This window comes from Rhodopseudomonas sp. NSM, assembly GCF_052445935.1.
GTDB lineage: Bacteria > Pseudomonadota > Alphaproteobacteria > Rhizobiales > Xanthobacteraceae > Rhodopseudomonas.
In genome coordinates this window covers 293,526-317,933 of sequence record NZ_JBQTCH010000007.1, presented here as the reverse complement: position 1 = coordinate 317,933, position 24,408 = coordinate 293,526, and the positions used below count along the sequence as shown (strand labels likewise).

Genomic DNA, 24,408 nt, shown 5'->3' with positions numbered 1-24,408 from the left:
CGACGCGGCGGGGCGATCGACAGCAGTCACGGCTTCTCCGGCGCGGCGTCGCGGGCGTGGTTCTGCAGATAGGATCGCAGCAGCCCGATCTCGTCGGCGTCGAGCGCGGTGAAGCGCTTCATCGCGTTGATGTGGCCGATCCACTGATTGGCGGTGGCGACGCTGGGCTCCCGCAGCGCGTGGCACATCGTGCAATTGTCATCGTTGATCCGGGCGCCGATCTGCCACAGCGGATCGCGCGACGGCGCAAAGCCGCCGGCGGCGACCCACAGCTGCAGCCGGGCGCGGGTCCAGAGCTGGTCGGTGTCGGCGTCGGTGACGGTTTCGAGCGGGGTCAGTTGCGCCACCGCGGCCTCGTTCAGCGTCGCTACCAGCACGCGCTGGCCCGGGCGCTGATACAGGATCTCCGGCGAGCCGTCGCGCTGCCAGCCCTGCAATTCCACCTCGAGCGCATCGCCGTCGCTGCGGATCACGCTCACCGCCGCGGCCGGCGCGATCTCGCCGTCGGGCTCGCCCTGCGCCCGCGCCAGCCGGAACGGCGTCCGGGCGATGGCGTAGAGCGTGGCGCCGGTCGCCGGCGTGAGCGCCTTGGCCTCCGCGGCGAGCTGCGCGAAGGCGGCGCGATGCCGCGCGGTGATGTCGGGCAGCGTGTGGGCGATGCCCTTGTGGCAGTCGATGCAGGTCTTGCCGGCCTTCATCGCCGCGGTCATCGCGCTCGCCGCCTTGGCGCTCTGCTTGTGGAAGTCCATCGCCTCGAAGGAATGGCAGTTGCGGCATTCGCGGCTGTCGTTGGCGCGCATCCGGTCCCATTCGTGGCGCGCCAGCTCGTGGCGCTTGGCTTCGAACTTCTCCTTGGTGTCGATGCTGCCGATCGCCCAGTGATAGAGCTCCTTGGTCGCCGTTACCTTGCGCGTCACCTTGTGCAGCCAGTCGCGCGGCACGTGGCAGTCCGAGCAGATCGCCCGCACGCCGGACGGATTGGTGTAGTGCACGGTCTTCTTGTATTCCTGATAGACGTTGTCGCGCATCTCGTGACACGAGACGCAGAAGCCCAGCGTGTTGGTGGCTTCCATCGCGGTGTTGAAGCCGCCCCAGGCGACCACGCCGGCGATCGCCGCCAGCAGCGCGACCGGCACCAGCGACCACCGAGCGTTCGGTCCAAGCCCCATGACATTTCCTGCGCGAGTTGATTCCTGCGCGAAGACGGTCAGTCCGTCATGCAGAATCGGCGTCGGTCCGCAGACCGTGCGAGATTGCTCGAAGCGGCGCGGCAGCGGCACCTCTCCCCGCGCGCGGGGAGAGGTCGCCCGGCGTAGCGCAGCGAAGCCGGGCGGGTGAGGGGGCGTCACCGCGAGGTCTGACTTGTCGAGAGGCCTCGCTCACCCTGATTGCTGCGCAATCCGACCTCTCCCCGCGTGCGGGGAGAGGTGAAGGCCGTGTTCGTAGCGGCCGTCAGTCGAACGGCTTCGGCGGCGTGGTCTTGTCGGTCGACGGCGGCAGGATCGGCAGCTTGAAGTCGGGCTGGTCGCCGGTCAGGGTCTTGAGGAAGGCGACGATCTTGGTGTTCTCGGCCGGCGTGAATTTCTTGCCGAGCTGGATCCGCCCCATGGTGTCGACCGCGTCGGACAGCGTGGTCGCGGCGCCGTCGTGGAAGTAGGGATAGGTCAGCTCGACATTGCGCAGCGTCGGCACCTTGAAGTTGAAGCGGTCGGCTTCCTCCTTGGTGACGGCGAAGCGCCCCTCGGCCGGATTGTCGGTCTTGTAGGGCTCGACCAGGCCCATCTTCTGGAAGGTGTTGCCGCCGACCGCGGAGCCGTTGTGGCAGGCGGTGCAGCCGGAATCCTTGAACAGTTCGTAGCCGGCGAGTTCGGTCGGCGTCAGCGCCTTCTTGTCGCCCTTCAGCCATTTGTCGAACCGCGAATTCGGCGTCACCAGCGTCTCCTCGAACGCCGCAATCGCCCGCGTCACTTCCTCGATGTCGATCGTGCTGGTCTTGCCGAACACCGACTGGAATTCGCCGACATAGCCGGGGATCGACTTCAGCAGATCGACCGCCAGATCATGCGTGAACGCCATCTCGCCCGGATTGGCGATCGGGCCGCCGGCCTGGTCCTTCAGGGTCAGCGCGCGGCCGTCCCAGAACTGCGCGACGTTGAGGCTCGAATTCAGCACCGTCGGCGCGTTGATCGGGCCCTTCTGCCAGTTGTGGCCGATCGAGGTCTTGAGGTTGTCGGTGCCGCCCATCGACAGGTTGTGGCAGGAGTTGCAGGAGATGAAGCCCGACTTCGACAGCCGCGGATCGAAGAACAGCTTCTTGCCGAGTTCGACCAGCTTGGCGTCCTTCACGACCGCCGGCTTGATCGGCGAGATCGGCTCGTCATTGGCCGCGCTGGCGGGCAACGACAGCGACAGCGAGATGGCGGTTGCCATCAGCAGCATGTTGGCGAATTTCATGGAAAGACCCCCGGCAGGATGTGCATCGAAGGGGCGACCCAGGGTCACTCCGCTGCGATGCGGAATACCGCTAGAGTAGTTCTTATTCGCAGGTGGTGACTTTGATCGGAGTCAATCCCGGCGCCACCGGCAATCCAGTCGGCTTCCCTCCAACTATTTGAAAGTCAGTGCTTTTCCGGCATTGAGCCAAGGGGCGTGCCAGATCTAGCCCGAAGGTCGAATGTCGTTCCTACTCGCATCAGGCAACCCGGCGCACATGGCGCCGGATCGCTGGCGTGACGGTCGCGACGTCAGTCTTCGAGCAGGCTGCGCAGCATCCAGGCGGTCTTTTCGTGGACGTCGAGCCGCTGGGTCAAAAGATCGGCGGTCGGCTGGTCGTTGGCCTCGCCGACGATCGGAAACAGCTCGCGCGCGGTGCGCGCGGTGGCTTCCTGCGCCGACACCAGGTGCCGCACCATGTCCAGCGCCTTCGGCTGACCTTCGACTTCGGCGATCGAGGCCAGCTTGACGAACTCCTTGTAGGTGCCGGGCGCCGGGAAGCCCAGCGCGCGGATGCGCTCGGCGATCTGATCCAGCGCGGTCCACTGCTCGGTATATTGTGCCATGAACATCGCATGCAGCGTGTTGAACATCGGCCCGGTGACGTTCCAGTGGAAATTATGGGTCATCAGATACAGCGTGTAGGAATCCGCCAGCAGCCGGGACAGCCCGTCGGCGATCTTGCCGCGATGTTTCTCCGAGATGCCGATATTGATCTGGGGGGGCTTCTTCATGTCATGTCCTCGTCAAAGTTGCGCGGTCGGTCGCCTTGCGAGCACGCGCCGGCCGCAGACCGGCATCGTTATCACGCCCCGGCACGATCAGTTGAACGATCTCCGGATTTTGCGCGTTTCAGGGTTCGACGAAAGAATGATGCGATCAATATCTTTGGTAGCTAACTACCATGTCATTGTTCTGGATCAAATCTAAACGGCTTCTAACTTATTGATCCTATAGAATAAAATCTTTGACGACGGCCCGTTGTCACATGCAATTAGTTCCCGGAATTAGTTGCGTTGCGATTTCGGGGGTCGAATGTTGTTGCAATTTGATGCGGCGGACGGTCGTCGCAGGAGATCGATTTTCTGTGTTGCGCTGGGCGCCCTGGCGCTCGGGTCGATGCTGCCGGCCACCGCGGACGCCGGCGACGCGCCGTCCTGGCTGTCCACCGCCTCGGCCTCGTCGACCAGCGCCGCCGTGCGGGCTGTCAAGCCGCGCGCCGAGCTGCTCGACGCGCAGGCTCAGCACGACGGCGTCGATACCGAGCACATCTTCGGCTTCAGCATGGGCTCCGACATCGGCAAGCAGGGCGAGATCGAGCTCGAGATCGAGAATGTCGGGCGCTTCAACCGGCGCTTCGGCTCCTATACGGGCGTCGGCGTGCTGTCGCAGGTCAAGTTCGTGCTCACCGACAATTTTCGCGTGGCGCCGGGCGTCAGTTTCGCCTCGACGAGGGTGAGCGGCGTGCCGGACATGATCGACAACCGCCGCACAGCGCTGGCCGGCGCGTCGCTCGAATTCCGCTACAAGCTGCTCGACCGCGACGTGATGCCGTTCGGCCTGACGCTGCACGCCGCGCCGGCGTGGAACAGGTTCGATGAGCTCACCGGCTTCGACGTCCAGACCTATGGCAGCGAATTCGCCGCGCTGATGGACAAGGAACTGATCCGCAACACGCTGTTCGCCACCGTCAACGTCTGGTACTCCGGCGGCGCGTCGCGCGAACTCACCAATACGTGGTCGCGCGATTCGGAGATCTCGGTGAACGGCGCCGTGTCCTATAAGGTCGGTCCGGATCTCATCGTCGGAGCCGAGGCGCGCTATCTGCGGGCCTATGACGGCCTCGGCCTCGACCGCTTCCTCGGCGACGCGGTGTATCTGGGCCCGACCTTCTCGATGCATCTGGCGCACAATGTCGGGCTGTCGGGCACCTGGAGCACGCAGGTGGCGGGCAGGGCGATCAACGATCCGCGGCGCCTCGATCTCGATAATTTCGAGCGCCACCAGGCGATGCTGCGTCTCAACTACCTGTTCTGAGCGCTGCGCCGAAGACGGGCGCCGACGCGCGGTGCGCTCACAGTTTTCGTCATGGCCGGGCTTCGTCCCGCCTGCGGGGCCGGAGCCCCTTCGGCGCGGCGAAGGCCCGGCCATCCACGTTCTTCTTGCCGCACCCCCGTCAGACGTGGATGCCCGGGTCGAGCCCGGGCATGACGGTGTGGAAGGAGGGGGCTTGATTTCCGGTTAGGTCAGTCGATCGCCACCAGCACGTCCGAGGCCTTGATCACCGCCATGGCCGCCTGGCCCTTGGCGAGCTTCAGCTCGTCGACCGCCTCGTTGGTGATCGCCGCGGTGACGACCGCGCCGCCGCCGATGTCGATGCGGACATGCGAGGTGGTGGCGCCCTTCTGAATGTCGATGATGCTGCCCTTGAGCTGGTTGCGGGCGCTGATCTTCATAGCCGAATCTCCTGGTTGCGGAATGTCCCGATCGGGGTTAGCGTTATGTAGATCATCTATATAACCATCGGCGAGCCCGTCTTTATGCCAATCGAGGCCACGGTCACCCTGAAGACCAAGGACATCTCCGGCGTCGGCCGCGATCGCATCCGGCTGCTGCAGGCGGTGGCGCGCGAGGGCAGCATCACCGCTGGCGCCAAGGCGGCGGGCCTGAGCTACAAGGCGGCGTGGGACGCGCTCGACGCGATGACCAACATGTTCGGCCGCCCGCTGCTGGAAACAAGAACCGGCGGCAAGGCCGGTGGCGGCGCGGTGCTGACGGCGACCGGCCTGCGGGTGATCGAGGCGTTCGGCCGGCTCGAGGCCGAGATGGCGAGGGTGTTCCGCAATCTCGAGCCGGACCTCGCCGGCACCGGCATCTCCCCGCTCAATCTCGTCTCCGGATTCTTCATGAAAACCAGCGCCCGCAACGCCCTCCGCGGCACCATCACCGAGATCAATTCCGACACGCTGAGCGCAGAGGTCGCGGTCGCGGTGTCGGCCGACACCACGATCTACGCGCTGCTGACCAGCGAGAGCGTGCGCAGCCTGGGCCTCGTGGTCGGACGCGAGGTGATCGTGCTGATCAAGGCGCCGTTCGTGCTGATCTCGCCGGGCGCCACCGCGCCGATGGTGTCGGCGCGCAATTGCGTGCGCGGCGTGGTCCGCCGCGCCGACGTCTCCGCCGTCAATGCCGAGATCGTGCTCGACATCGGCGACGACAAGACGCTCGCCGCCTCGATCACCGCGCGCAGCGCCATCGACATGAAGCTGTCCCCCGGCGATCCGGCCTGCGCGCTGTTCGACGCCGCCCACGTCATCGTCGCCATCGACTGATCCCCATGCATCCGCGTCATTGCGAGGAGCGAAGCGACGAAGCAAGGAGCGCCCCGCAAGTGGCTGGATTGCTTCGTCGGCTGCGCCTCCTCGCAATGACGGATGAGAGTTCATCGTCCACGCTTAGGAGACATGCCTTGAAACACGTCCTCAAACTCGCGCTGCTCGGCGCCGTCGCGGTCGGCCTGTCGGCCGGTCAGGCCTTCGCCGCTTCCACCAATGTCGCGGTCGCCGCCAACTTCACCGAGGCCGCGAGGGAAATCGCCGCGGCGTTCCAGAAGAAGACCGGCCACGAGGCGGTCCTGAGCTTCGGCTCCAGCGGCCAGTTCTTCACCCAGATCAATCAGGACGCGCCGTTCCAGGTGTTCCTGTCGGCGGACTCGGCGCGGCCGCAGAAGCTCGAGGAGAGTCCGCTCGGCGTCAGGGGCAGCCGCTTCACCTACGCGGTCGGCAAGCTGGTGCTGTGGAGCAAGTCGCCCGGCATGGTGAAGGGCGAGGAGACGCTGAAGGAGGGCAAATTCGCCAAGCTGTCGATCTGCAATCCGACCGCCGCGCCCTACGGCGCCGCCGCGGTCGAGACGATGGAGTCGCTGAAGCTCGCTGCCGATCTCAAACCGAAGCTGGTCGAGGGCGCCAACATCACCCAGGCCTATCAGTTCGTGCAGACCGGCAATGCGGAGGTCGGCTTCGTCGCGCTGTCGCAGGTGATCAACGACAAGGACGGCTCGCGCTGGATGGTGCCGCAGAATCTGTACACGCCGATCACCCAGGACGCCGTGCTGCTGAAGAAGGGCGAGGACAACGAAGCCGCGAAGGCGTTCGTCGACTTCCTGAAGGGCCCCGAGGCGCGCGCGATCATCGAGAAGTACGGCTACGAAGTCGCGCCCGGCAAGGCGAGCTGAGCGACGCTGCATGCGAGCGCTTCTTCCCGTCATTGCGAGCGCAGTGAAGCAATCCGGCTTCATGCAGGACGCTTCGCTCCCTCTCCCCGCGCGCGGGGAGAGGGCCGGGGTGAGGGGGCGTCTCCGCGAGGCCGAGAGACTCGGCCCTGTCGAGGCGCCCCCTCACCCGACCGCCTTCGCTTCGCTCAGTTGGTCGACCTCTCCCCGCGCGCGGGGAGAGGTCAGGACGGCGCATCACGCCGAGATGACTAACTCATGACGACCGGCCTTCCCCCCGACATCTGGCAGCCCGTTTGGCTCACCATCGAGCTCGCGGCCATCACCACGATCATCCTGCTGATCGTCGGCACGCCGATCGCGTGGTGGCTGGCGCGGTCGAAGGCGGCGTGGAAGGAGGGCGTCGCCGCCATCGTGGCGATGCCGCTGGTGCTGCCGCCGACCGTGCTCGGCTTCTATCTGCTGGTGCTGATGGGGCCTGACGGTCCGGGCGGCGCGCTGGCGAGCCTGTGGGGCGGGCGCACGCTGGCCTTCACGTTCGGCGGGCTGGTGTTCGGCTCGGTGATCTATTCGATGCCATTCGTGGTGCAGCCGATCCGCAACGCCTTCGATGCGATCGGCGACCGGCCGCTGGAAGTCGCCGCGACGCTGCGCGCCTCGCCGCTGAAGGCGTTCTGGACGGTGGCGGTGCCGCTGGCGCGGCCGGGCTTTCTCGCAGGCTCAGTGCTCGGCTTCGCCCACACCGTCGGCGAATTCGGCATCGTGCTGATGATCGGCGGCAACATCCCCGGCAGCACCAAGGTGCTGTCGGTGGCGATCTACGATTATGTCGAGACCTCGCAATGGCGCGAGGCCAATATCCTCGCCGGCGGCATGGCCGCGTTCGCCTTCGTGGTGATTCTCACCATGATGATGCTGGAGAAACGCACCGCACGGATCCGCGGATGAGGGCGATCGCACCGCGCAGCATTCGTGGCGAATTCCGCGGCCGGCTCGGCGGCTTTGCGCTCGACGCGTCGTTCAGCGTGCCGGCGACCGGCATCACCGGCCTGTTCGGGCCGAGCGGCTGCGGCAAGTCCACGGTGCTGCGCTGCCTTGCGGGATTGCAGTATCTGCCGGGCAGCCGTTGCGACGTCGACGGCGATGTCTGGCAGGACGAGGCGACCTTCCTGAAGCCGCATCAGCGGCCGATCGGCTACGTGTTTCAGGAAGCCAGCCTGTTCCAGCACCTGTCGGTGCGGGGCAATCTGCTGTACGGCGCGCCGCGTAGCGGCGCGGTCGCATCCACGGGTGAGATCGCGTTTGACGAAGTGATTGACCTGCTCGGACTGTCGCGGCTGCTCGCGCGCGCGCCGCGCAATCTCTCGGGCGGCGAGCGCCAGCGCGTCGCGATCGGCCGCGCGCTGCTGTCGCAGCCGAAACTGCTGCTGATGGACGAACCGCTGTCGGCGCTCGACCGGCTGACCAAGGACGAAATCCTGCCGTTCCTTGAGCGGCTGCATGCCAGGCTGTCGCTGCCGGTGATCTATGTCAGCCACGACATGGCCGAGATCGAGCGCCTCGCCGATCATCTGGTGCTGATGCGGGCGGGCACGGTTCTCGCCGCTGGCCCGCTGCACGAATTGCAGAGCGATCCGGCGCTGCCGCTGGCGACCGCGCGCGACGCCGCGGTGAATTTCGATGCCGTCGTCGAAGCCTATGATCCCGGCTACGGCCTGCTGACGCTGCGGATCGATGGCGGTCACCTGCTGGTGCCGTCCGCGCCGGTGGCGACCGGTGACAGCCGGCGGATCAGGATCGCCGCCGGCGACGTCAGCCTCGCGCGCGAGGCGCCGCACGGCACCTCGATCCTCAACGCGCTGCCGGCACGGATCGTCGCGACCTCGCCGGTCGGGCCGAACGAAATTCTGGTCGTGCTCGCGCTCGGCGCCGACGGGCGGGGCGCCCGGCTGCTGGCGCGGGTGACGCGGCGGTCGTGGGATCAGTTGCAGCTCGCCGAGGGCATCGACGTGTTCGCGCAGGTCAAGGGCGTGGCGTTGGCGCCGGAGCGCGGAGTCGCGGGCGAAGCCGCGAAGTAATCATTCCGTGCGGCGCAGTCACGCTCGCGGTCGAAACGCGACGTGATCCGACGATTGCGGGTTGGTCTGGGCCAGATGCCAGAATCCGAACGGCGAGTTGGCGGCGCTGTCATACATCACGCCGGTCAAGCGCGCCGCGGCGGCTTCGACATTCGCCCGGCCGATCCAGGCGCGCTGGCACTCGTCGGCCCGCGCCGCGAGGCGTGGCGTCGCGCTGCCGAGGATCGCCTCGACGGTCGCGCCGGGGTCCGGCGTCTGACCGATGGCGGTCTGCGCCCCGAGCAGCAGCCCGGCAATGCCGGCGATCAGTGCGGCCGAGTAGTTCGCGCCGCGGCGTTCGCTGATGCCGCCTTCCAGCGTCGCGCCGATCAGTCTGGCGCCCGGCACGGCGATGCCGATGTCGTGCAGGCTGGCGTCGCCGCCGCCGATCAGCCGGCCGTATTTGTCGATCGCGCCGACCGGCAGAAGGTTCGCCGCGCCGCAGCGGCGCAGCAGGGCGGCGCAGCCGTCGCGGCCGGCGCCGGCGACGATCAGCGCGTTGTGGTCGTTGCACTGCGCCACGGCCGCGCTCAGCTCGGCGGTCGGTTGCCGCCGCCCCTCGAACAATCCGCCGCTGATGTGGATGATGTGGGCGCCGTGATCCAGCGCCATGACGATCGCCTGCGCCAGGTCGGCTTGCGAGCAACCCGGCCGGTCGTCGCTGAAGATCGGTGCGCTCAGCCCGCGGCACAGCGGCGCGACGCCTTCGACCGAGCTGCAGGCCTGACCGAAGATCAGGCTCGCAAGATGCGTGCCCTGCGCGCTCGCGAACTCATCGGCACATCGCACCGCCGCCGCGGTGTGGAGCGGAATCAGCCGCGCGCCGCGAAAACAGTCATGTGTGCGGTCCACCGGACCATCCAGCACCGCGATGGTGATCTGCGGATCTCCGCCACCAAACGCGAACAGAAGTTCCTGCTGGAAATCCGACCCTGCTACCCCTACCATTCCACCCTGCCCGCACTGCCTTTGCCGCCACCAGTGATGCGAGTTACTCGCATCCGGCCGCAGGCCACTCAGACCGCGGCCAAGCGGCCATTTCCGAGCGCCCTCCGGGAAATTTCGTCCCGTGGAAGAGCGCATCCGCATTTTTCCTTATCGCCTTCCCCTTCGTCTTCTTATCGAGTTGTTTCCGGCGTGAAATTGACGTGATAGACGCGTGAAAAATGCTATTTTGAGTTGAATCCGGGTGGTCGAGGATATGACGGAGCCGTCAGGGCTTTTCACTGTCAGCTTGCTGGGGCCTTTCGCACTGTCGACGCCGGACGGCCAACGCATCGAAATCTCCAGTAAGAAGGGGACGGCGGTCATCGCCATGCTGGCGATGTCGCGCGATGGTGAGCGCACCCGCGGCTGGCTGCAGGATCGATTGTGGGGCAGTCGCGGCCATTCCGAAGCGGCGGGCAGCCTGCGCCGCGAATTGTCGAATCTGCGAAAGCTTCTCAATGGCGGCGACCTCGAGCTGCTGGTCAGCGATCGTGACCGCGTCCGCCTGCGGCTCGACCGCATCGTTGTCGACGCGCTCGATCCGAACGCCGATCCGAAAACCGCCGGCGAGTTTCTCGAAGGCTTCGATATTCCGGGTGAAGCCGGCTTCCGCGACTGGCTGCGCGAGCAGCGCACGCGGCTGACGCGGGGGCCGCGCGCGCCGTCGCCGGCCGCGCCATTGCCGGGCGGGCTGCCGAGTCACATCCTCGACACCAGCCAGCCGCCGGTCGGCTTCACCGGCAATCAGGCGATCGCGGTGCTGCCGTTCACCAATGTCACCGGCGACGAGACGCTGGACTATCTCTCCGAGGGCATCAGCGAGGAACTGATCGTCGGCCTGTCGCGGATTCGCTGGCTGCCGGTGATCGCGCGCAGCTCGAGCTTCTCGTTCGCCGACACCATCGACCGCAAGGTGATCGGCCAGCGGCTCGGCGCGCATTATCTGATCGAGGGGCATCTGTATCGCGCCTACGAATCGTTCGGCGTCTCGGCCAGCCTGTCGGAGGCGGCGACCGGCTATGCGATCTGGTCGCGGCGCTTCACGTTGCAATCGCCGGCGCTGCGCGACGAACTCGAGCAGTTCGTCAACGAGCTGGTGGCGCAGCTCGAGACCAGGATCGAACACGCCGAGCAGATCCGCATCCGCAACAAGCGCCAGGACGCGCTCGGCGTCAGCGACCTGATCTGGCGCGGGCGCTGGCACCTCAACCGGCTGACCCGCGCCGATTCCGAAATGGCGCAGAAGCTGTTCGCCGAGGCGCTGGCGCTCGATCCGGGGTCGGCCGAGGCGCTGATCCAGACCACTTCGGCGCTCGGCTGGTCGATCTGGGCCGGCCGCCAGCCGCAGGACCAGGTGCTGCGGATGCGCAAGCTGGCGCAGCAGGCCAGCCTCGCCGATCCCGACGACGGCCGCGGCTTCATGCTCGCCGGCATCGCCGAGATGTGGCTGCGCCATCCGCAGGAGGCCAGGACCCTGCTGCAGCACGCGATCGCGCTCAACCCGAGCCTGGCTCTGGCGCACGCCCAGCTCGGCGGCTGCTACAATCTCGCCGGCGAGCCGGCGAAGGCGATCGATCACCTCAAGGCATCGCTGCGGCTGAGCTCGAACGACCCGAACATCTTTTATGCGCTCGGCGAGCTGGGACTGTCCCACACCATGCTCGGCCGCTGGGCCGAGGCGGCCGAGCACGCCTCGCTGTCGCTGGCCCGCCGCCCGGCCTATTGGTACGCGCACGTCATCCGGATCAACGCGCTGGCGCGCAGCGGCAATCTCGGCGCCGCCCGCGTCGCTGTCGAAGAATTACTTGCTGTCAAGCCGAATTTTTCCCGGCGATACATCGAATGGTTGCCATTCGTCGACAGAACATGGATTGACCATTTCGTCGAAGGCCTGAAAATGGTTCCGGGCCGCGACGCGGACTGGCTGGAGCGCGACAGTCAGGAGGGTCCCGCGCAGTTTCTGCCGAACTGATCGGCGAAAGCGATTTTTTTGAAGTATTTGCTGAGGTGACCGATGCTCACGCTCAAGTACTATGACGCGATCAAGAAGGCCCAGTCCGACGCCGCTTCTGCCCAGCCCGCTCCGATCCTTCCGTTCAACCTCGACGACCTCGGCGCCGACACCACGCTGAAACGCTGGACCAGTCGGGCGTTCGGCTCGCTGATGCGGGCGGCGCTTTACGTCTTCCGCGAGTTCTGGCCCAATCCGCAATTCGGGCGTCTGGTGATCGTCACCCGCGAGGCCGACGTCCGCGAGGTGCTGGCCCAGCCCGGCGTGTTCGAGGTGCCCTACGGGCTGGAGATGACCGAGCTCGCCGGCGGCACCAATTTCGTACTCGGCCTCGAAGGCCCCGAGCACGACCGCCAGAACGCCATCATCCGCAGCGTCCTGCGCCCCGCCGATCTCGACCGCATCAGGCAATTGTCCGCGCACTACACGACGATCCTGATCGACGCCTCGGGCGGCCGCATCGACGTCATGAAGGACCTGATGACGCGGGTCGCGACCGAGACCTGCTGCGGTTATTTCGGGCTCGAACCGGAGGATCCGGACGCCTTCGCCGAATGGGCGATGTCGATCTCGGCGCTGCTGTTCGCCGATCCGTTCGGCAATGCCGCGACGCGGCGGCTGGCGCTGAACGGCGCCGCGCAGGTCCGCGACGTGATCGACCGCGCGATCGCCCGCGCCAAGGCCGCGCCGGAAACCGACACCGTGGTCGGGCGCCTGGTGGCGCAGTCGAACGACGGCGTCGTCACCGAGGACGAGATCCGCGCCATTCTGGTCGGCCTCGTCACCGGCTTCATCCCGACCAACACGCTCGCCGCCGGCAAGATGCTGGAGGAGCTGCTGCGCCGGCCGAACGAGTGGGCGGAAGCGATCGCCTGCGCCGGCCGGGACGATGCCGCCGGGCTGCAGGCGATCCTGCTCGAAGCCGGCCGGCTCAATCCGGCGCTGGCACCGGGGCAGTGGCGCTACGCGACGCAGGACGGCGTGATCGCCCACAACACCAGCCGGCAGCGACGCGTCAAGGCCGGCTCGGTGCTGATGGTGGCGACGATGTCGGCGCTGCGCGACAAGCGCGCCTTCGTGTCGCCGGGATCGTTTCGCGCCGACCGGCCGAACGCCACCGGCCTGATGTTCGGCGACGGCGCCCATGCCTGCCTCGGCATGCACGTCGCGGCCGCGCAGATCACCGAAGTCTTTCGCGTGCTGCTGAAGCAGCCGAATCTGCGCACCGCGTCCGACACTTATGGCTCGATCGGCTGGGTCGGCCCGTTCCCGCGCCGGCTCGACATGGAGTTCGAGCCGCGCGTCGCGCCGCAGACCCAGAACATGGTGGTGATCTGCGCGCCGCTGCGCGCCGGCGCCGATCTCGACGCCTTGCGGGCGCAGATCACCGCGCTCGGCAATCCGGCGCGGCCGGACGTGGTCGCCGCCTTGCAGGCGACCGGCATCATCCACTTCGCCTCGATGACGCTGATCGACGCCGGCACGCCGGAGCAGCCCGCGCCGCATCTGCTGCTCGAGCTCAATGCCGACGGCACGCCCGACGGCGCGATCCGCGCCGTGGTGCACGAGGCGGAGCAATGGCTGGCGCCGATCTTCGCGCAGGCCGATGCGCCGGCCGGCGCGGCGCTCGCCGACATCCTCCGCGACAACACGCTCGATCTGCAGACCCGGCCGTGGGGCGCGATCGGGCTCAACTTCAACGGCACGCCGGAATTCGCCGTCGCCGACATCATCCGCCAGCGCGAGCTGGCGCAGTTCGCCCAGGACGCGCTGGAGGACTATCTCGAAAGCCACGCCTGCCTCGGCAGCCGCGCGATGGTCGCGCTCGGCTATGTCCGCAAGCTGATCCGGCAGGACCCCGAGCTGAAGCGGATCATCGATCAGTCGCCGGACTCGCCGCGCAAAGAGCGGCTGCAGGCGCTGTTCGCGCGCGGCGCGGCGTTCACCCAATATCTGATCCGGCCGAGCCGGCGGCGGCTCAGGATCTCCGACTGGGTCTCGCGCTCCGGCACCGACTCGCTGCTGTCGCTGCTCGGCTCGCCGACCTTCCAGTGGATCGGCGCGATCCTCATCGCGCTGGTGCTGATCGCCAGCCAGGCGATCTACTTCGCGATCGAGCCGTATTCGGACGCGACCTATATCGGCCGGATCGCGCTGGCCGTGGTCGGCGGGCTGATGCTGGTGGCGCTGACGCTCGCGGCGCTCGGCGGGCTGTTCCTGCTGGTGCTGAACTACTACGAGTCGCGCGACGTCCCCGACGACAGCGATCCCGATCTCGCCAAGGTCCGCGAGATCGCCGCCAGCGAGAATCATCCCGGCTTCGCGCAGAACCACATCACCGCCGTCACCGCGCTGAAGCCCGGCTGGTTCAGGAAGCTGACGCTGGCGCTGTCGCTGTGGGGCATCAAGGAGCTGGTGACGCACTGGTATCGCCCCGGCTTCGTGCTCAACATGGGCACCATCCACAAGGCGAAATGGTTCAGGCCGCCCGGCACCGACAAGCTGATCTTCCTCGCCAATTACGATGGTAGCTGGGAGAGCTATCTGGAGGACTTCGTGATGAAGGCCCATGCCGGCCAGTCGGCGGCGTGGAGCAACGGCGTCGGCTTCCCGCGCACCCGCTTCCTGATCTTCGACGGCGCCCAGGACGGCGACCGCTTCAAGCGCTGGGTGCGTCGGCAGCAGGTGCCGACACAGTTCTGGTTCAACCGCTACCCGCAGCTCACCACCGACGAGATCCGCCGCAACGCGATGATCCATGACGGGCTGGTCCGCGCCTCGACCGACAGCGCGGCGCGGGCGTGGCTCGACTGCTTCGGCTCGATGACGCGGCCTGACTATGCGATCGAAACCCCGGAGGTGCAGTCGCTGGTGTTCCGCGCGATGGGGCAGCTCGACCACACCGCGACCGCGCTGCTGCGGCTGCCGGCCGACCGCGCCGCCAGCAAGGCCTGGCTGCGCGCGATCATGCCGGAGGCGGGGCTGCTGCAGGACGCTGCCGCGCAGCGCTCCGTCAGCGCCGTCACCTTCGGCGATCGCCCGTTCAAGGGCGGCGACGCCGCGGAAAATGTCGCGACCTTCGTGGCGTTCTCGGCGAGCGGCCTGGCCAGCCTCGGCCTGTCGGCGCGCAACGCCAATGACGGGCTGACGACGTTCCCGACCGCGTTCAACATCGGCATGTCCCATCGTGCCAACATCCTGCGCGACACCGGCGCGTCGAAGCCGGAGCGCTGGGATTGGGTCGATGCCGCGCGCGACGGCCATGACGAGGTCGCGGCGGCCGATGTCGCGCTGTTCGTCTACGGCAAATCGGCCGAAATCTGCCGCGCCGCGCTCGATCGTCACGCCGCCTTGCTCGGCGGGAGCGGCGCGCTGCTCCACGTGGTCGAGACCAGCCCGCCGACAGTCGACACGCCGGACGGTCCGAAGACCTCGCTGGAGTACGAGCATTTCGGCTTCGTCGACGGCATTTCGCAGCCGGTGATCAAGGGCACGCAGCGCTTCGCCAAGGGCGTGCCGGCGCGCGACATCGTCGAGCCCGGCGAGTTCATCCTCGGCTATCGCAACAATCAGGGTTACTTCCCGCCGAGCGCCACGGTGGCGAGCTCTTCCGATCCGGCCAATCATCTGCCGATCCTGCCGGACGCGCTGCCCAGCCGGTTTCCGAATTTCCGCTCGGATGCGCCGGCGAAGCCGGTGCGCGATTTCGGCCGCAACGGGACTTTTCTGGCGATCCGCCAGTTCGTGCAGGACGTCGACGGCTTCACGGCCTTCACCGAAGCGAAGGCGCAGGAGCTGTCGAAATATCGCGACCTCGCCGCGGTGATCGGCGAGACCCCGAGCGCCGAGTGGGTTGCGGCGAAGATGATGGGCCGCTGGCGCAACGGCGTGCCGCTGGTCGACCAGCCGAACACCGCCACGTTCAACACCCGCCGGGCGAAATCACGCGGTGACGCCAGAAGGCCCTACGACCGCGACAATGATTTCAGCTACGGCCAGCAGGATCCGCAGGGGCTGCATTGTCCGTTCGGCGCGCATATCCGCCGCGCCAATCCGCGCGACAGCCTGCAGCCCGACGATCCGACGCAGCAGCAGCTGACCGCAAGGCACCGGCTGCTGCGCCGCGGCCGCTCGTTCGAAACCGGGCAGGGCGGCGACGGCAAGCCGGAAAAGGGCCTGCTGTTCGTCGCGGTCTGCGCCGACGTCGAACGCCAGTTCGAACTGGTGCAGCAATCCTGGGTATCGTCGCCGTCGTTCCACGGCCTCAGCAACGAGCCGGACCCGATCATCTCGTCGGCGCCGGACGATCCGGCGGAGAAGCGCGTCTTCACCATCCCGACCGCCGCCGGCCCGCTGACCCTGCACGGCATCCACAGCTACGTCACGGTGAAGGGCGGCGGTTACTTCTTCATGCCGAGCAGGTCCGCGCTGCAATATCTGATCGATCTGGCGTGAGGGCGTTGTCACGCGTGAAGTAGCCGGTAGCCTCGATGGAGCGAAGCGCAATCGAGTATTGACGCATCGGCCCGCACAGCGCGCCGCGCGCCAGCCTCGCGTTCGTCATTCCGGGGCGCGCAGCGAAGCTGAGCGAACCCGGAATCCAGAGGTTGTTGCGCGGAGGCTAGACGAACGGCTCGAGATTCCGGGTTCGCCGCTGCGCGGCGCCCCGGAATGACGACCGAGCTCAGCGTCATTGCGAGCCGAAGGCGAAGCAATCCAGGCGCAGCGCACGAGACTGGATGGCTTCGTCGCTGCGCTCCTCGCCAAGACGAATCTCCCTTTGCGCGCCTCTTGACAAAATTCCTATTATGATTATAGTCCGCGTTGTCCTGTCCGTGAGGGGCGCTTCGCGAGGCGTCGTAAAAGCGGGACAGATCGACGGGTTGGGAAACCAGCCCCGATGATAGTTCGGCAATGCCGGCTCGGCCGGTGGAGTCGGACGGACGCGGCGTCCTGCGCGTCGTGCCTCGCAAGCACGCGTCCGGGAGGCAGAGGTCACCGTCCGCCGCTACTACGAGCGGCTGCCGCTTTCGTGGCTGGACGGGCGCAGCAAGGCCGGGGAGATCCCGCACCGCTGTGTTCCCGGAAGAACGGTCCCGATGCCCAAAACCGCCGCGGTGGGCGCGCCGACGAGGCGTTGCGCGATGGTCCGCAAAGCCATCGCGACACTCACCACCTTCGCGCCTTTCGGCGCGCCCCCACCCCTCGCTGTGAAGCGACGGGTGCAAAGCTCGGGCTCAGCGAGCCGCGAGAACAAAGAGCCGTGGCTGTTTGACAGGGCTGTTTAAAGTTCGAATCAGTCGCCGCGCGCAGGTGCTCAACTCGCACTCCGTCATCCTGAGGTGCGAGCGCAGCGAGCCTCGAAGGATGGGCCGCAAGGCACCGGCTGCACGCGTCTCCGCATCCTTCGAGGCTCGCCCTGCGGGCGAGCACCTCAGGATGACGGCGTCGGGATGGTCGCAGCGCTCGCACCACTCACCCCCGTCATCGCCCGCGCAGGCGGGCGACCCAGTATTCCAGAGCGCTGGTTAGTTCGTGGTGCGCCTGCCACGCACGCTCTGGAACACTGGGCGGATTCAACCGGTCGTCGCAACACGCTCTGTGTGGCGCCGCGCATCACCACTCACGCCCGTCACGCGCGGGCTTGACCCGCCTGCGGGGCCGAAGCCCCTTCGGCGCGGCGGAGGCCCGCGCATCCATCGCGCGCGTCGCGCGCCGAGCAAGGAGGCATTCTGCGAAGAGGATGGATTGCCGGGTCGAGCCCGGAAATCACGCCGCAAGAAGCAGCGCGACCGCTTCGAGCAGCGGTCGCCGAGTTCAGCTCAGATCGCCTGCGCGACCTGCTCCAGCCCCATCGCGCGGGCGAGTTTGCGGACTTCCTGCTTCTGGTCTTCGCGCAGCTGGAACAGCAGCGGCATCGCGGCGTATTTCAGCTGCTGGACTTCGGCGCTGTCGGGATCGATCGGCGGCGGGCCGCTGTCGGCGACAGTGCGGGTGGCGTGCAGCTTGCGGCCGATCGCGCGCAGCGCCTGCTCGACCGACGGCCAGTAATATTCCTGCGACGACGACAGATTGAGCCGGCCCCTGAGCTGGGAGATCTGCGCATCGCTGAGCAGCGCCGGCGGCTTCGGTTTGGCGGCCGACTTCGGCTTCTGCGCCGGCGCGGTGGCGATCACCGGCGGCAGGCTGGTGCCGGGCGCGGAACTGGCAGCCCTGTCGGCCGGATCGGGCAACGCGCCGACCGCGAGGTCGCCGACGTCGTCGGTGGCATAGGCCAGTTGCACCGGCTTCTGCGTCGACGGTTTCTGCTGTGCGGCGGCGCTCGGCGCGGCGGCGTCCTCGGCCGAGGGGTCGGACACCGACGGATCGGGCACCAACGGCTCGGACGACAGCAGCGCGGGCAACGACAGCTCAGACGGGGTGGCCGCCGACGCCAGCCTGTCGGATTTGTTCGCCCGGTTGCTCACCGGGATCGCGATCGCGCCCGTTCCGGGACCGGCCATCGCGGCGCTTGCGATCGGCACTCCGGCGGCCGGTACGCTCGCGCGTGCCAGGATGGTGGCGGCGGAGGCGCCCGCGATCAGGAGGCACACCACAGCCAGAAGGGTTGCTGCTTTCGTCAAGCTGGTCTCCGTCGCGGTGACGAACGCCTGTCCGTTTCGCGCATAAATGCAGAGGAAATATGGCTCGGCACCGGATACCGGCGCCGTCTTGGCCGCGCCTCGCGCGAGCTCCGTCGGACGATGCGGGTTCCGTGGTGGCGTCAGGCCGCCCGGCTTTCGGCGACGACGGCGAGTTCGTAGGCTTCCTGGATATCGGAGACGATCTCGGACGCTTCCCACAATGCGTCGGGCGCGACCGCCTGGATGCTGATCGTCCAGTTGCCGCCCTTTCGGGTGCGCGGCGTCGAGACGATTTCGAACCGCACGTCGCGGCACAGCGGATGACGGTGCAGCGCACGCGCCACGCGGGCCCTGATCTCGTCGAGAGAAGCGGGAGTCTTTTCGGAGTACAACATGCCAGCGTCCACTTCGATGCCGAGGCGCCGGCGCGGCAGCATCGAAGCGTCGAGGCCCCCGCGTCGCGGCAGGCCTATTGTTGGTCCCGGGATGGTTAACGCGCGGTTTAAGCGGGCGCCGCCGGATCTCGTCGAACTACGGGCGCCGCTCGATCACCAGATTCTGGATCGCCCGGCCGAAGTAACCCTGCACGTCGGCGAGCCGCGACGACGCGGTGCCGGCGCCGTCCGGGCCGAGCCACATCTCGGAGTTCAGCAGGATCCAGTCGCCGACCGGCTGCCGCGCCAGAAACACGTTGAGGTCGGCGTTGATGAAGGTCCAGTGCTTGAAGTCGAGCACCGACGAGGTCGCGTTGCTGAAGTCGGAGGCGATCACCGCGCGCATCAGCTGCGAGGTCGGTCGGCCTTCGATCAGCGGCCGGTCGGCGCGATACCAGGTCTTGCCGGGGCCGATCGAGCCGAAGCCGCCGCACACCTTGCGCAGCGACATGCCGCCGACGAACGGATTGCGGGTGAAGCCGACGTCGAGCGGCGGGCAGTCGTCGGGCAGCGGCACGTCGAGCGCCGGATGCTCGATGTGGTCCGGCAGCTCCGGCGGCGCGTTGCGGACCTTGAGCACGCTGGCGCTCACCACGACGACGCCGTTCGAGAACAGCCGTACCGCGCAGAGCTGGATCTTGCGGCCCTCGCGCAGCACTTCGGTCTGGTAGGTCAGCGGCCCGACCGGCACCGGCCGCAACAGGTCGACCGTCACCCGCACCACATGCATCGGCACCGGCGCCGGCATCTGTTCGGCGAGATGCGCCACCAGCGCCGACGGCGGCGAGCCGTGCTGCATCGACGGATTCCACGGGCCCGCGGCGTAGCCGCTGGTCTCGATGTTGTTGCCGTCGATGCGATAGATCGCGTCCATTGGTTCATCCGAAGTGCAGGCGACAGATCAAAGCCTCGACACCGTCATTGCGAGCGAAGCGAAGCAATCCAGAAGCGCCGGACACATGGCTTTCTGGATTGCTTCGTCGCTTCGCTCCTCGCAATGACGAGCGAGGGGGCGAGCCGACCTACGCCAGCGGCGGGTCGATCGCGGCGTCGTATTCCTGCTTGAAGCGCGCGACCATTTCGGCGACCGGCACGATGCCGGTGATGCTGCCGATGCCCTGGCCCGCGCCCCAGATCTCCTTCCAGGCCTTCGGCTTGGCGCGCTCGCCGGATTCGTCGGTGCCGAAATTCATCTTGGTCGGATCGGATTGTTCGAGATTGTCCGGGTCCATGCCGGCGGCGACGATCGACGGCTTCAGATAGTTGCCGTGCACGCCGGTGAACAAATTGGAGTAGACGATGTCGTCGGCGCCGGAGGTGGTGATCATCTCCTTGTAGCGCGGCACCGCGTTGGCCTCCGTGGTGGCGATGAAGGCCGAGCCGATATAGGCGAAGTCGGCGCCGAGCACGCGGGCGGCGCGGATCGCGCGGCCGTTGCCGATCGCGCCCGACAGCGCGATCGGGCCGTCGTACCAGCTCCGCGTCTCGGTGACGAAAGCGAACGGCGATTGCATGCCGGCATGGCCGCCGGCGCCGGCCGCGACCAGGATCAGGCCATCGGCGCCCTTCTCCACGGCCTTGTGGGCGAAGCGCTGGTTGATGACGTCGTGGAAGACGATGCCGCCCCAATTATGCGCGGCCTGGTTCAGCTCCTCGCGGGCGCCGAGCGAGGTGATCAGCATCGGCACCTTGTGCTTCTCGCACAGCGCCAGGTCGGCATCGAGCCGGTTGTTGGATTTGTGCACGATCTGGTTGACGGCGAACGGCGCGGAGGGCCGCTCCGGGTGCGCCTTGTCGTGGGCGGCGAGCTCTTCCTTGATGCGATGCAGCCACTCGTCGAGCAGCGCCGCCGGGCGCGCATTCAGCGAGGGAAACGAGCCGACCACACCGGCCTTGCATTGCGCGATCACCAGATCGGGCGTCGAAATGATGAACAGCGGCGAGCCGATCACCGGGATCGACAGGCGGCCCTTGAACAATGCAGGCATGGGCATTCCGGATGTCTCCTTTTGTTGTGTTTGGCGGTGCAAACCGCGGCGACACAAAAGCAACTGGAGAAACCGCCCGCAAGGCGTCGATGCGGAAAATCGCAGCGTTTCGACGCAAGCGCGCGAAAAACTCGTAGCGCTACTGGCACCAAACCCGTGTGACGAAATTTTCGGTGCGGCAGTCGCCGGGCTGGCGGGCGCGGCCGGGGATCAGCAGCTTGGCCGAACACTTCTCGGTGGCGTCGATCGCGAGGCTGCGGCCGTCCTGATAGCCCTTGCTCCGGCACAGGATGACGGCGCCGGCGGCGCAATCGGGCGCGCCGTTGGCCGAAGCCGGGCACACCTGGCGGCCGGTGATCATCGCCGGGATGGTCGGCGAGGCGGGCGGTGAAGCTGCGGGCGGCGGCGATGGTGCGGGCGCGGCCGGCACCGCGGGCGGCCGCTGCGGCGGAGAAGCCGGCGGAGGGGAATTGACGGCCGGCTGCGGCGCCGGCGGCGCGGCCGGCGCTTCGGGGACCGGCGCGTCGGGCTTGCCGCTGTCCGGCTTCGCGAAATCCGGCAGCAGCAGCGACGGGTCTTTCAGCAGCTTGCCGATTTCGTTGACGAGGCCGGGATTCTCACGCGGCGCCGGCGCTTCGGGAGGCCGCGGCTGCTGCGCGCCGGCCGGCCCGGTCGCGGCCAGCGCCGTGATCGCCACGGCGACCAGGCACGAAGATCGTCGCCGGAACAGCGGTCGGATCGAGGCAGGCATGGCGTGAGCCTACGCCGTTGTGTTGACAGGGAGAAGTCGCTTCACGTCCTGCCCGGCTAGACCAGCTTGATGGCGACGACGAAGCCGAGCACCAGCACGACGGCTCCGATCGTCACCCACATCGTCAGCCGCTTTTCGATCTGCTCGCGGATCACCACGCCCCAGCGGTTCAGCACGATCGCGACCACGAAGAAGCGGCCGCCGCGGGCAATGATCGAGAACAGGATGAACAGCCAGATGTCGTAGCCGGCAAAGCCCGAGGTGATGGTGACGAGCTTGTAGGGAATCGGGGTGAGGCCCTTCAGCAGGATGATCCAGGCGCCCCATTCGGCGTAGCCGGCGCGGAAGGTCTCGACCTTGTCGCCATAGCCGTAGAGCTGGATCAGCCAGTGGCCGACCGAGTCGTACAGCAGCGCGCCGATCGCATAGCCGACAATGCCGCCGAGCACCGACGTCACGGTGCAAAGCGCCGCGTAGAACCACGCCCGCTCCGGTCGCGCCAGCGACATCGGAATCAGCATCACGTCCGGCGGGATCGGAAAGAACGAGCTCTCCGCGAAGGAGACCATCGCCAGGATCCAGAGGGCATAGGGCTTGTGGGCGGCGTCGATGCACCAGTCGTAAATTCGTCTCAGCATGGCCGCGATCAACCATCCCGGGGCGGATTTGTCCATTCCGCAGTTATGACAGGGCCGGAACGACAGTCAGTTCCGCTTGCGCGCCGCGCGGGCTTCGAGCGGGGCGATCGGGCGCCGTGCCGGGCGCGGCGTCACCGGTTCGGCGAGTTTCAGCGCCGATTTGGGAAGTTTCTCGGCGATTCCGAACAGGGTCTCGCGCCGGCCCATTTCTGCCCAGACGTCGTCGGGGCGCACCCCGGCGGAGGCCCACAGCACGGTGAGGTTGTAGATCAGATCGGCGCTTTCCCGGATCACCGCCTCGCGGTCGCCATTGACCGCGTCGATGACCACTTCGATCGCCTCCTCGGCGAGTTTTTTGGCCATTTTGCCGGAACCGCCGCGGAACAGCCGGGCCGTACGCGAGGTCGCGGGATCGAGATCCCGCGCCAGCAACACCGCCTGATAGAGTCGCTCAACCGAATCAGCCATCTAGTGAGCCTAACGAGAATCGATGTCGGTTGCGTAAATCCGGCGACCCCCTGTCGAGGCAAATGGACGCGCTGGAGGCGCAGCCCGGAGACGGACGATCAGGAACGGTCAATATCCGTAATAATAGCCATTTCCGTAGCCATATCCCGGTTGGCCGCCGCCGATGTATCCCGGACCCCCGTAATAGCCGTAGGGCTGCGGGCCGTATTGCGGGCCGTAATAATAACGGCTCCCGTAGTAGTCGCGCCGTGCCTGACTTGCGGCGATCACACCAATGGTGCCGATGATCCCGGCAAAGGCCGCGGCCGCCGCGGCATTGTTGCCGCCGCCGCGCCGGACGTGGCGGCGCTTCCTGGCGGCGCTGATATCGGTCATTTCGTGGGCGGTCATGCCGGCGGGCTTCGGCGCTGCGACGGCAGCGGTCGGCTCGAAGGCGGGCAGCGCCAGCGCCGCGACCATCGCGATGACGACGGCTCGGGTGCCGGCGGGTCGCAAAATTCTCTGCTTCAACATCTGGGAACCTCCGCCTGACGGGCGGCCGCGTATCGGCCAACGAGTAACAACCCGGATCTGATACGTAAGGTTCCCCCGACGAAACACAAGGTTCCGCCGGGTGGTGATCATCGTCAGCCGTCGGGCAGTTCCGAGATACTGAGCCGTCATGCCCAGGCTGCCGGGCATGACGGCTCGTTCGACGGCTGTGCGTTCAGTCCTTCGAAAGCTGCCGGTCGAGGTCGTGCAGCACCTGATAGCACGGCAGCACCTGGGCGACGCTGGCGTTCGGCTCGCGGCCTTCGCGGATCGCGGCGAAGAATTCGCGGTCCTGCAGCTCGATGCCGTTCATCGACACGTCGACCTTGGAGACGTCGATCTTCTCTTCCTTGCCGTTCACCAGATCGTCGTAGCGGGCGATGTAGGTGCCGGTGTCGCCGATGTAGCGGAAGAAGGTGCCGAGCGGGCCGTCATTGTTGAACGACAGCGACAGCGTGCAGATCGCGCCGTTTTCCGCCTTGAGCTGGATCGACATGTCCATCGCGATGCCGAGATCGGGGTTGATCGGGCCCTGCACCGCGTTGGCCTTCACGATCGGCGAGCCCGCCTGATAGGCGAACAAATCGACGGTGTGGGCGGCGTGATGCCACAGCAGATGGTCGGTCCAGCTGCGCGGCTGGCCGAGCGCGTTCATGTTGGTGCGGCGGAAGAAGTAGGTCTGCACGTCCATCTGTTGGATGTTCAGCTCGCCGGCCTTGATCTTGTTGTGGACGTATTGATGGCTCGGGTTGAAGCGGCGGGTGTGGCCGCACATCGCAACCAGTCCCGTCTTCTTCTGCAGATCGACCACCGCTTGCGCATCGGCCAGCGAATCCGCCAGCGGAATCTCGATCTGGACGTGCTTGCCGGCCTTCATGCAGGCGATGCCCTGCTCGGCGTGCATCTGGGTCGGCGTGCACAGGATGACGGCGTCGACGTCCTTGATCGCCAGCGCGTCGGCGAGCTCGGTCGAGACGTGCTTGATGCCGTATTTGTCGGCGACCTCCTTCGTCGGCTCGAGCCGTCGCCCGATCAGCGAGATCACCTCGACGCCGTCGATGTTCTTGATGCCGTCGAGATGTTTGATGCCGAACGCGCCCGCACCCGCGAGCGCGACCTTGATCGCTTTGGCCATA

At 67.1% G+C, this 24,408-nt stretch carries 21 protein-coding genes; 7 read left to right on the top strand and 14 right to left on the bottom strand.

Going from position 1 to position 24,408, the window contains the following annotated elements; genetic code table 11:
- Window positions 1-26: 26 nt before the first annotated feature.
- From ACTZWT_RS19140 to ACTZWT_RS19130, 3 genes are all read right to left on the bottom strand, one after another.
- Window positions 27-1,169, bottom strand: a complete 1,143-nt coding sequence (locus ACTZWT_RS19140) for a NapC/NirT family cytochrome c (protein ID WP_444771256.1) — start codon at window positions 1,167-1,169, stop codon at window positions 27-29.
- Window positions 1,170-1,452: 283 nt separating this feature from the next.
- Window positions 1,453-2,454, bottom strand: coding sequence for a cytochrome-c peroxidase (locus tag ACTZWT_RS19135; RefSeq protein WP_444771255.1), 1,002 nt, complete (start codon window positions 2,452-2,454; stop codon window positions 1,453-1,455).
- A gap of 290 nt (window positions 2,455-2,744) precedes the next feature.
- Complete coding sequence (locus ACTZWT_RS19130; protein ID WP_444771254.1) at window positions 2,745-3,227, bottom strand: Dps family protein; 483 nt, start codon at window positions 3,225-3,227, stop codon at window positions 2,745-2,747.
- A 385-nt stretch (window positions 3,228-3,612) separates the two neighbouring features.
- Here ACTZWT_RS19130 and ACTZWT_RS19125 point away from each other — a divergent pair, with 385 nt between their 5' ends.
- The gene (locus tag ACTZWT_RS19125; RefSeq protein ID WP_444771253.1) at window positions 3,613-4,530 is read left to right on the top strand and encodes a hypothetical protein; all 918 of its coding nucleotides are present in this window, start codon (window positions 3,613-3,615) and stop codon (window positions 4,528-4,530) included.
- Window positions 4,531-4,739: 209 nt separating this feature from the next.
- Here ACTZWT_RS19125 and ACTZWT_RS19120 read toward each other — a convergent pair whose 3' ends face one another.
- On the bottom strand, window positions 4,740-4,949 hold the full coding sequence (locus ACTZWT_RS19120; protein WP_444771252.1) for a TOBE domain-containing protein: 210 nt from the start codon (window positions 4,947-4,949) through the stop codon (window positions 4,740-4,742).
- Between the two features lie 84 nt (window positions 4,950-5,033).
- Here ACTZWT_RS19120 and ACTZWT_RS19115 point away from each other — a divergent pair, with 84 nt between their 5' ends.
- From ACTZWT_RS19115 to modC, 4 genes are all read left to right on the top strand, one after another.
- Window positions 5,034-5,825, top strand: a complete 792-nt coding sequence (locus tag ACTZWT_RS19115; protein ID WP_444771251.1) for a TOBE domain-containing protein — start codon at window positions 5,034-5,036, stop codon at window positions 5,823-5,825.
- A gap of 95 nt (window positions 5,826-5,920) precedes the next feature.
- Window positions 5,921-6,727, top strand: coding sequence for a molybdate ABC transporter substrate-binding protein (gene modA / locus ACTZWT_RS19110; RefSeq protein WP_444771281.1), 807 nt, complete (start codon window positions 5,921-5,923; stop codon window positions 6,725-6,727).
- Window positions 6,728-6,982: 255 nt separating this feature from the next.
- Window positions 6,983-7,672 (top strand): molybdate ABC transporter permease subunit, encoded by a 690-nt coding sequence (gene modB / locus ACTZWT_RS19105; protein ID WP_444771250.1) that lies wholly within the window; start codon window positions 6,983-6,985, stop codon window positions 7,670-7,672.
- On the top strand, window positions 7,669-8,802 hold the full coding sequence (modC, locus tag ACTZWT_RS19100; RefSeq protein ID WP_444771249.1) for a molybdenum ABC transporter ATP-binding protein: 1,134 nt from the start codon (window positions 7,669-7,671) through the stop codon (window positions 8,800-8,802). The genes modB and modC overlap by 4 nt, the downstream gene beginning before the upstream one ends.
- 18 nt (window positions 8,803-8,820) lie before the next feature.
- On the opposite strand, the gene ACTZWT_RS19095 is transcribed toward modC, so the two are convergent.
- Complete coding sequence (locus ACTZWT_RS19095) at window positions 8,821-9,789, bottom strand: S8 family serine peptidase (protein WP_444771248.1); 969 nt, start codon at window positions 9,787-9,789, stop codon at window positions 8,821-8,823.
- Between the two features lie 253 nt (window positions 9,790-10,042).
- Between ACTZWT_RS19095 and ACTZWT_RS19090 the strand changes: the two genes are divergently transcribed.
- Window positions 10,043-11,800: a tetratricopeptide repeat protein gene (locus tag ACTZWT_RS19090; RefSeq protein ID WP_444771247.1), complete on the top strand. Its 1,758-nt coding sequence runs from the start codon at window positions 10,043-10,045 to the stop codon at window positions 11,798-11,800.
- 42 nt (window positions 11,801-11,842) lie between these two features.
- Window positions 11,843-16,294, top strand: coding sequence for a cytochrome P450 (locus ACTZWT_RS19085; protein WP_444771246.1), 4,452 nt, complete (start codon window positions 11,843-11,845; stop codon window positions 16,292-16,294).
- 1,367 nt (window positions 16,295-17,661) lie between these two features.
- Here ACTZWT_RS19085 and ACTZWT_RS19080 read toward each other — a convergent pair.
- The 9 genes from ACTZWT_RS19080 to ACTZWT_RS19040 form a co-directional block, all read right to left on the bottom strand.
- On the bottom strand, window positions 17,662-18,462 hold the full coding sequence (locus ACTZWT_RS19080; protein WP_444771245.1) for a hypothetical protein: 801 nt from the start codon (window positions 18,460-18,462) through the stop codon (window positions 17,662-17,664).
- 140 nt (window positions 18,463-18,602) lie between these two features.
- Entirely contained in the window at window positions 18,603-18,857 is a 255-nt protein-coding gene (locus ACTZWT_RS19075; protein ID WP_322514552.1) for a hypothetical protein, read from the bottom strand.
- A gap of 136 nt (window positions 18,858-18,993) precedes the next feature.
- Complete coding sequence (locus ACTZWT_RS19070) at window positions 18,994-19,770, bottom strand: thioesterase family protein (RefSeq protein WP_444771244.1); 777 nt, start codon at window positions 19,768-19,770, stop codon at window positions 18,994-18,996.
- A 148-nt stretch (window positions 19,771-19,918) separates the two neighbouring features.
- Entirely contained in the window at window positions 19,919-20,890 is a 972-nt protein-coding gene (locus ACTZWT_RS19065; RefSeq protein ID WP_444771243.1) for an NAD(P)H-dependent flavin oxidoreductase, read from the bottom strand.
- Between the two features lie 133 nt (window positions 20,891-21,023).
- Complete coding sequence (locus tag ACTZWT_RS19060; protein WP_444771242.1) at window positions 21,024-21,635, bottom strand: hypothetical protein; 612 nt, start codon at window positions 21,633-21,635, stop codon at window positions 21,024-21,026.
- Window positions 21,636-21,691: 56 nt separating this feature from the next.
- The gene (locus ACTZWT_RS19055) at window positions 21,692-22,273 is read right to left on the bottom strand and encodes a YqaA family protein (RefSeq protein WP_444771241.1); all 582 of its coding nucleotides are present in this window, start codon (window positions 22,271-22,273) and stop codon (window positions 21,692-21,694) included.
- A 66-nt stretch (window positions 22,274-22,339) separates the two neighbouring features.
- Window positions 22,340-22,741 carry a phosphoribosyl-ATP diphosphatase gene (hisE, locus tag ACTZWT_RS19050; protein WP_444771240.1) on the bottom strand — a complete coding sequence of 134 codons (402 nt, stop codon included), beginning with the start codon at window positions 22,739-22,741 and terminating at the stop codon, window positions 22,340-22,342.
- A 108-nt stretch (window positions 22,742-22,849) separates the two neighbouring features.
- The gene (locus ACTZWT_RS19045; RefSeq protein ID WP_444771280.1) at window positions 22,850-23,254 is read right to left on the bottom strand and encodes a hypothetical protein; all 405 of its coding nucleotides are present in this window, start codon (window positions 23,252-23,254) and stop codon (window positions 22,850-22,852) included.
- A gap of 193 nt (window positions 23,255-23,447) precedes the next feature.
- On the bottom strand, window positions 23,448-24,407 hold the full coding sequence (locus ACTZWT_RS19040; RefSeq protein WP_444771239.1) for a Gfo/Idh/MocA family oxidoreductase: 960 nt from the start codon (window positions 24,405-24,407) through the stop codon (window positions 23,448-23,450).
- Between the last annotated feature and the right edge of the window lies 1 nt (window position 24,408).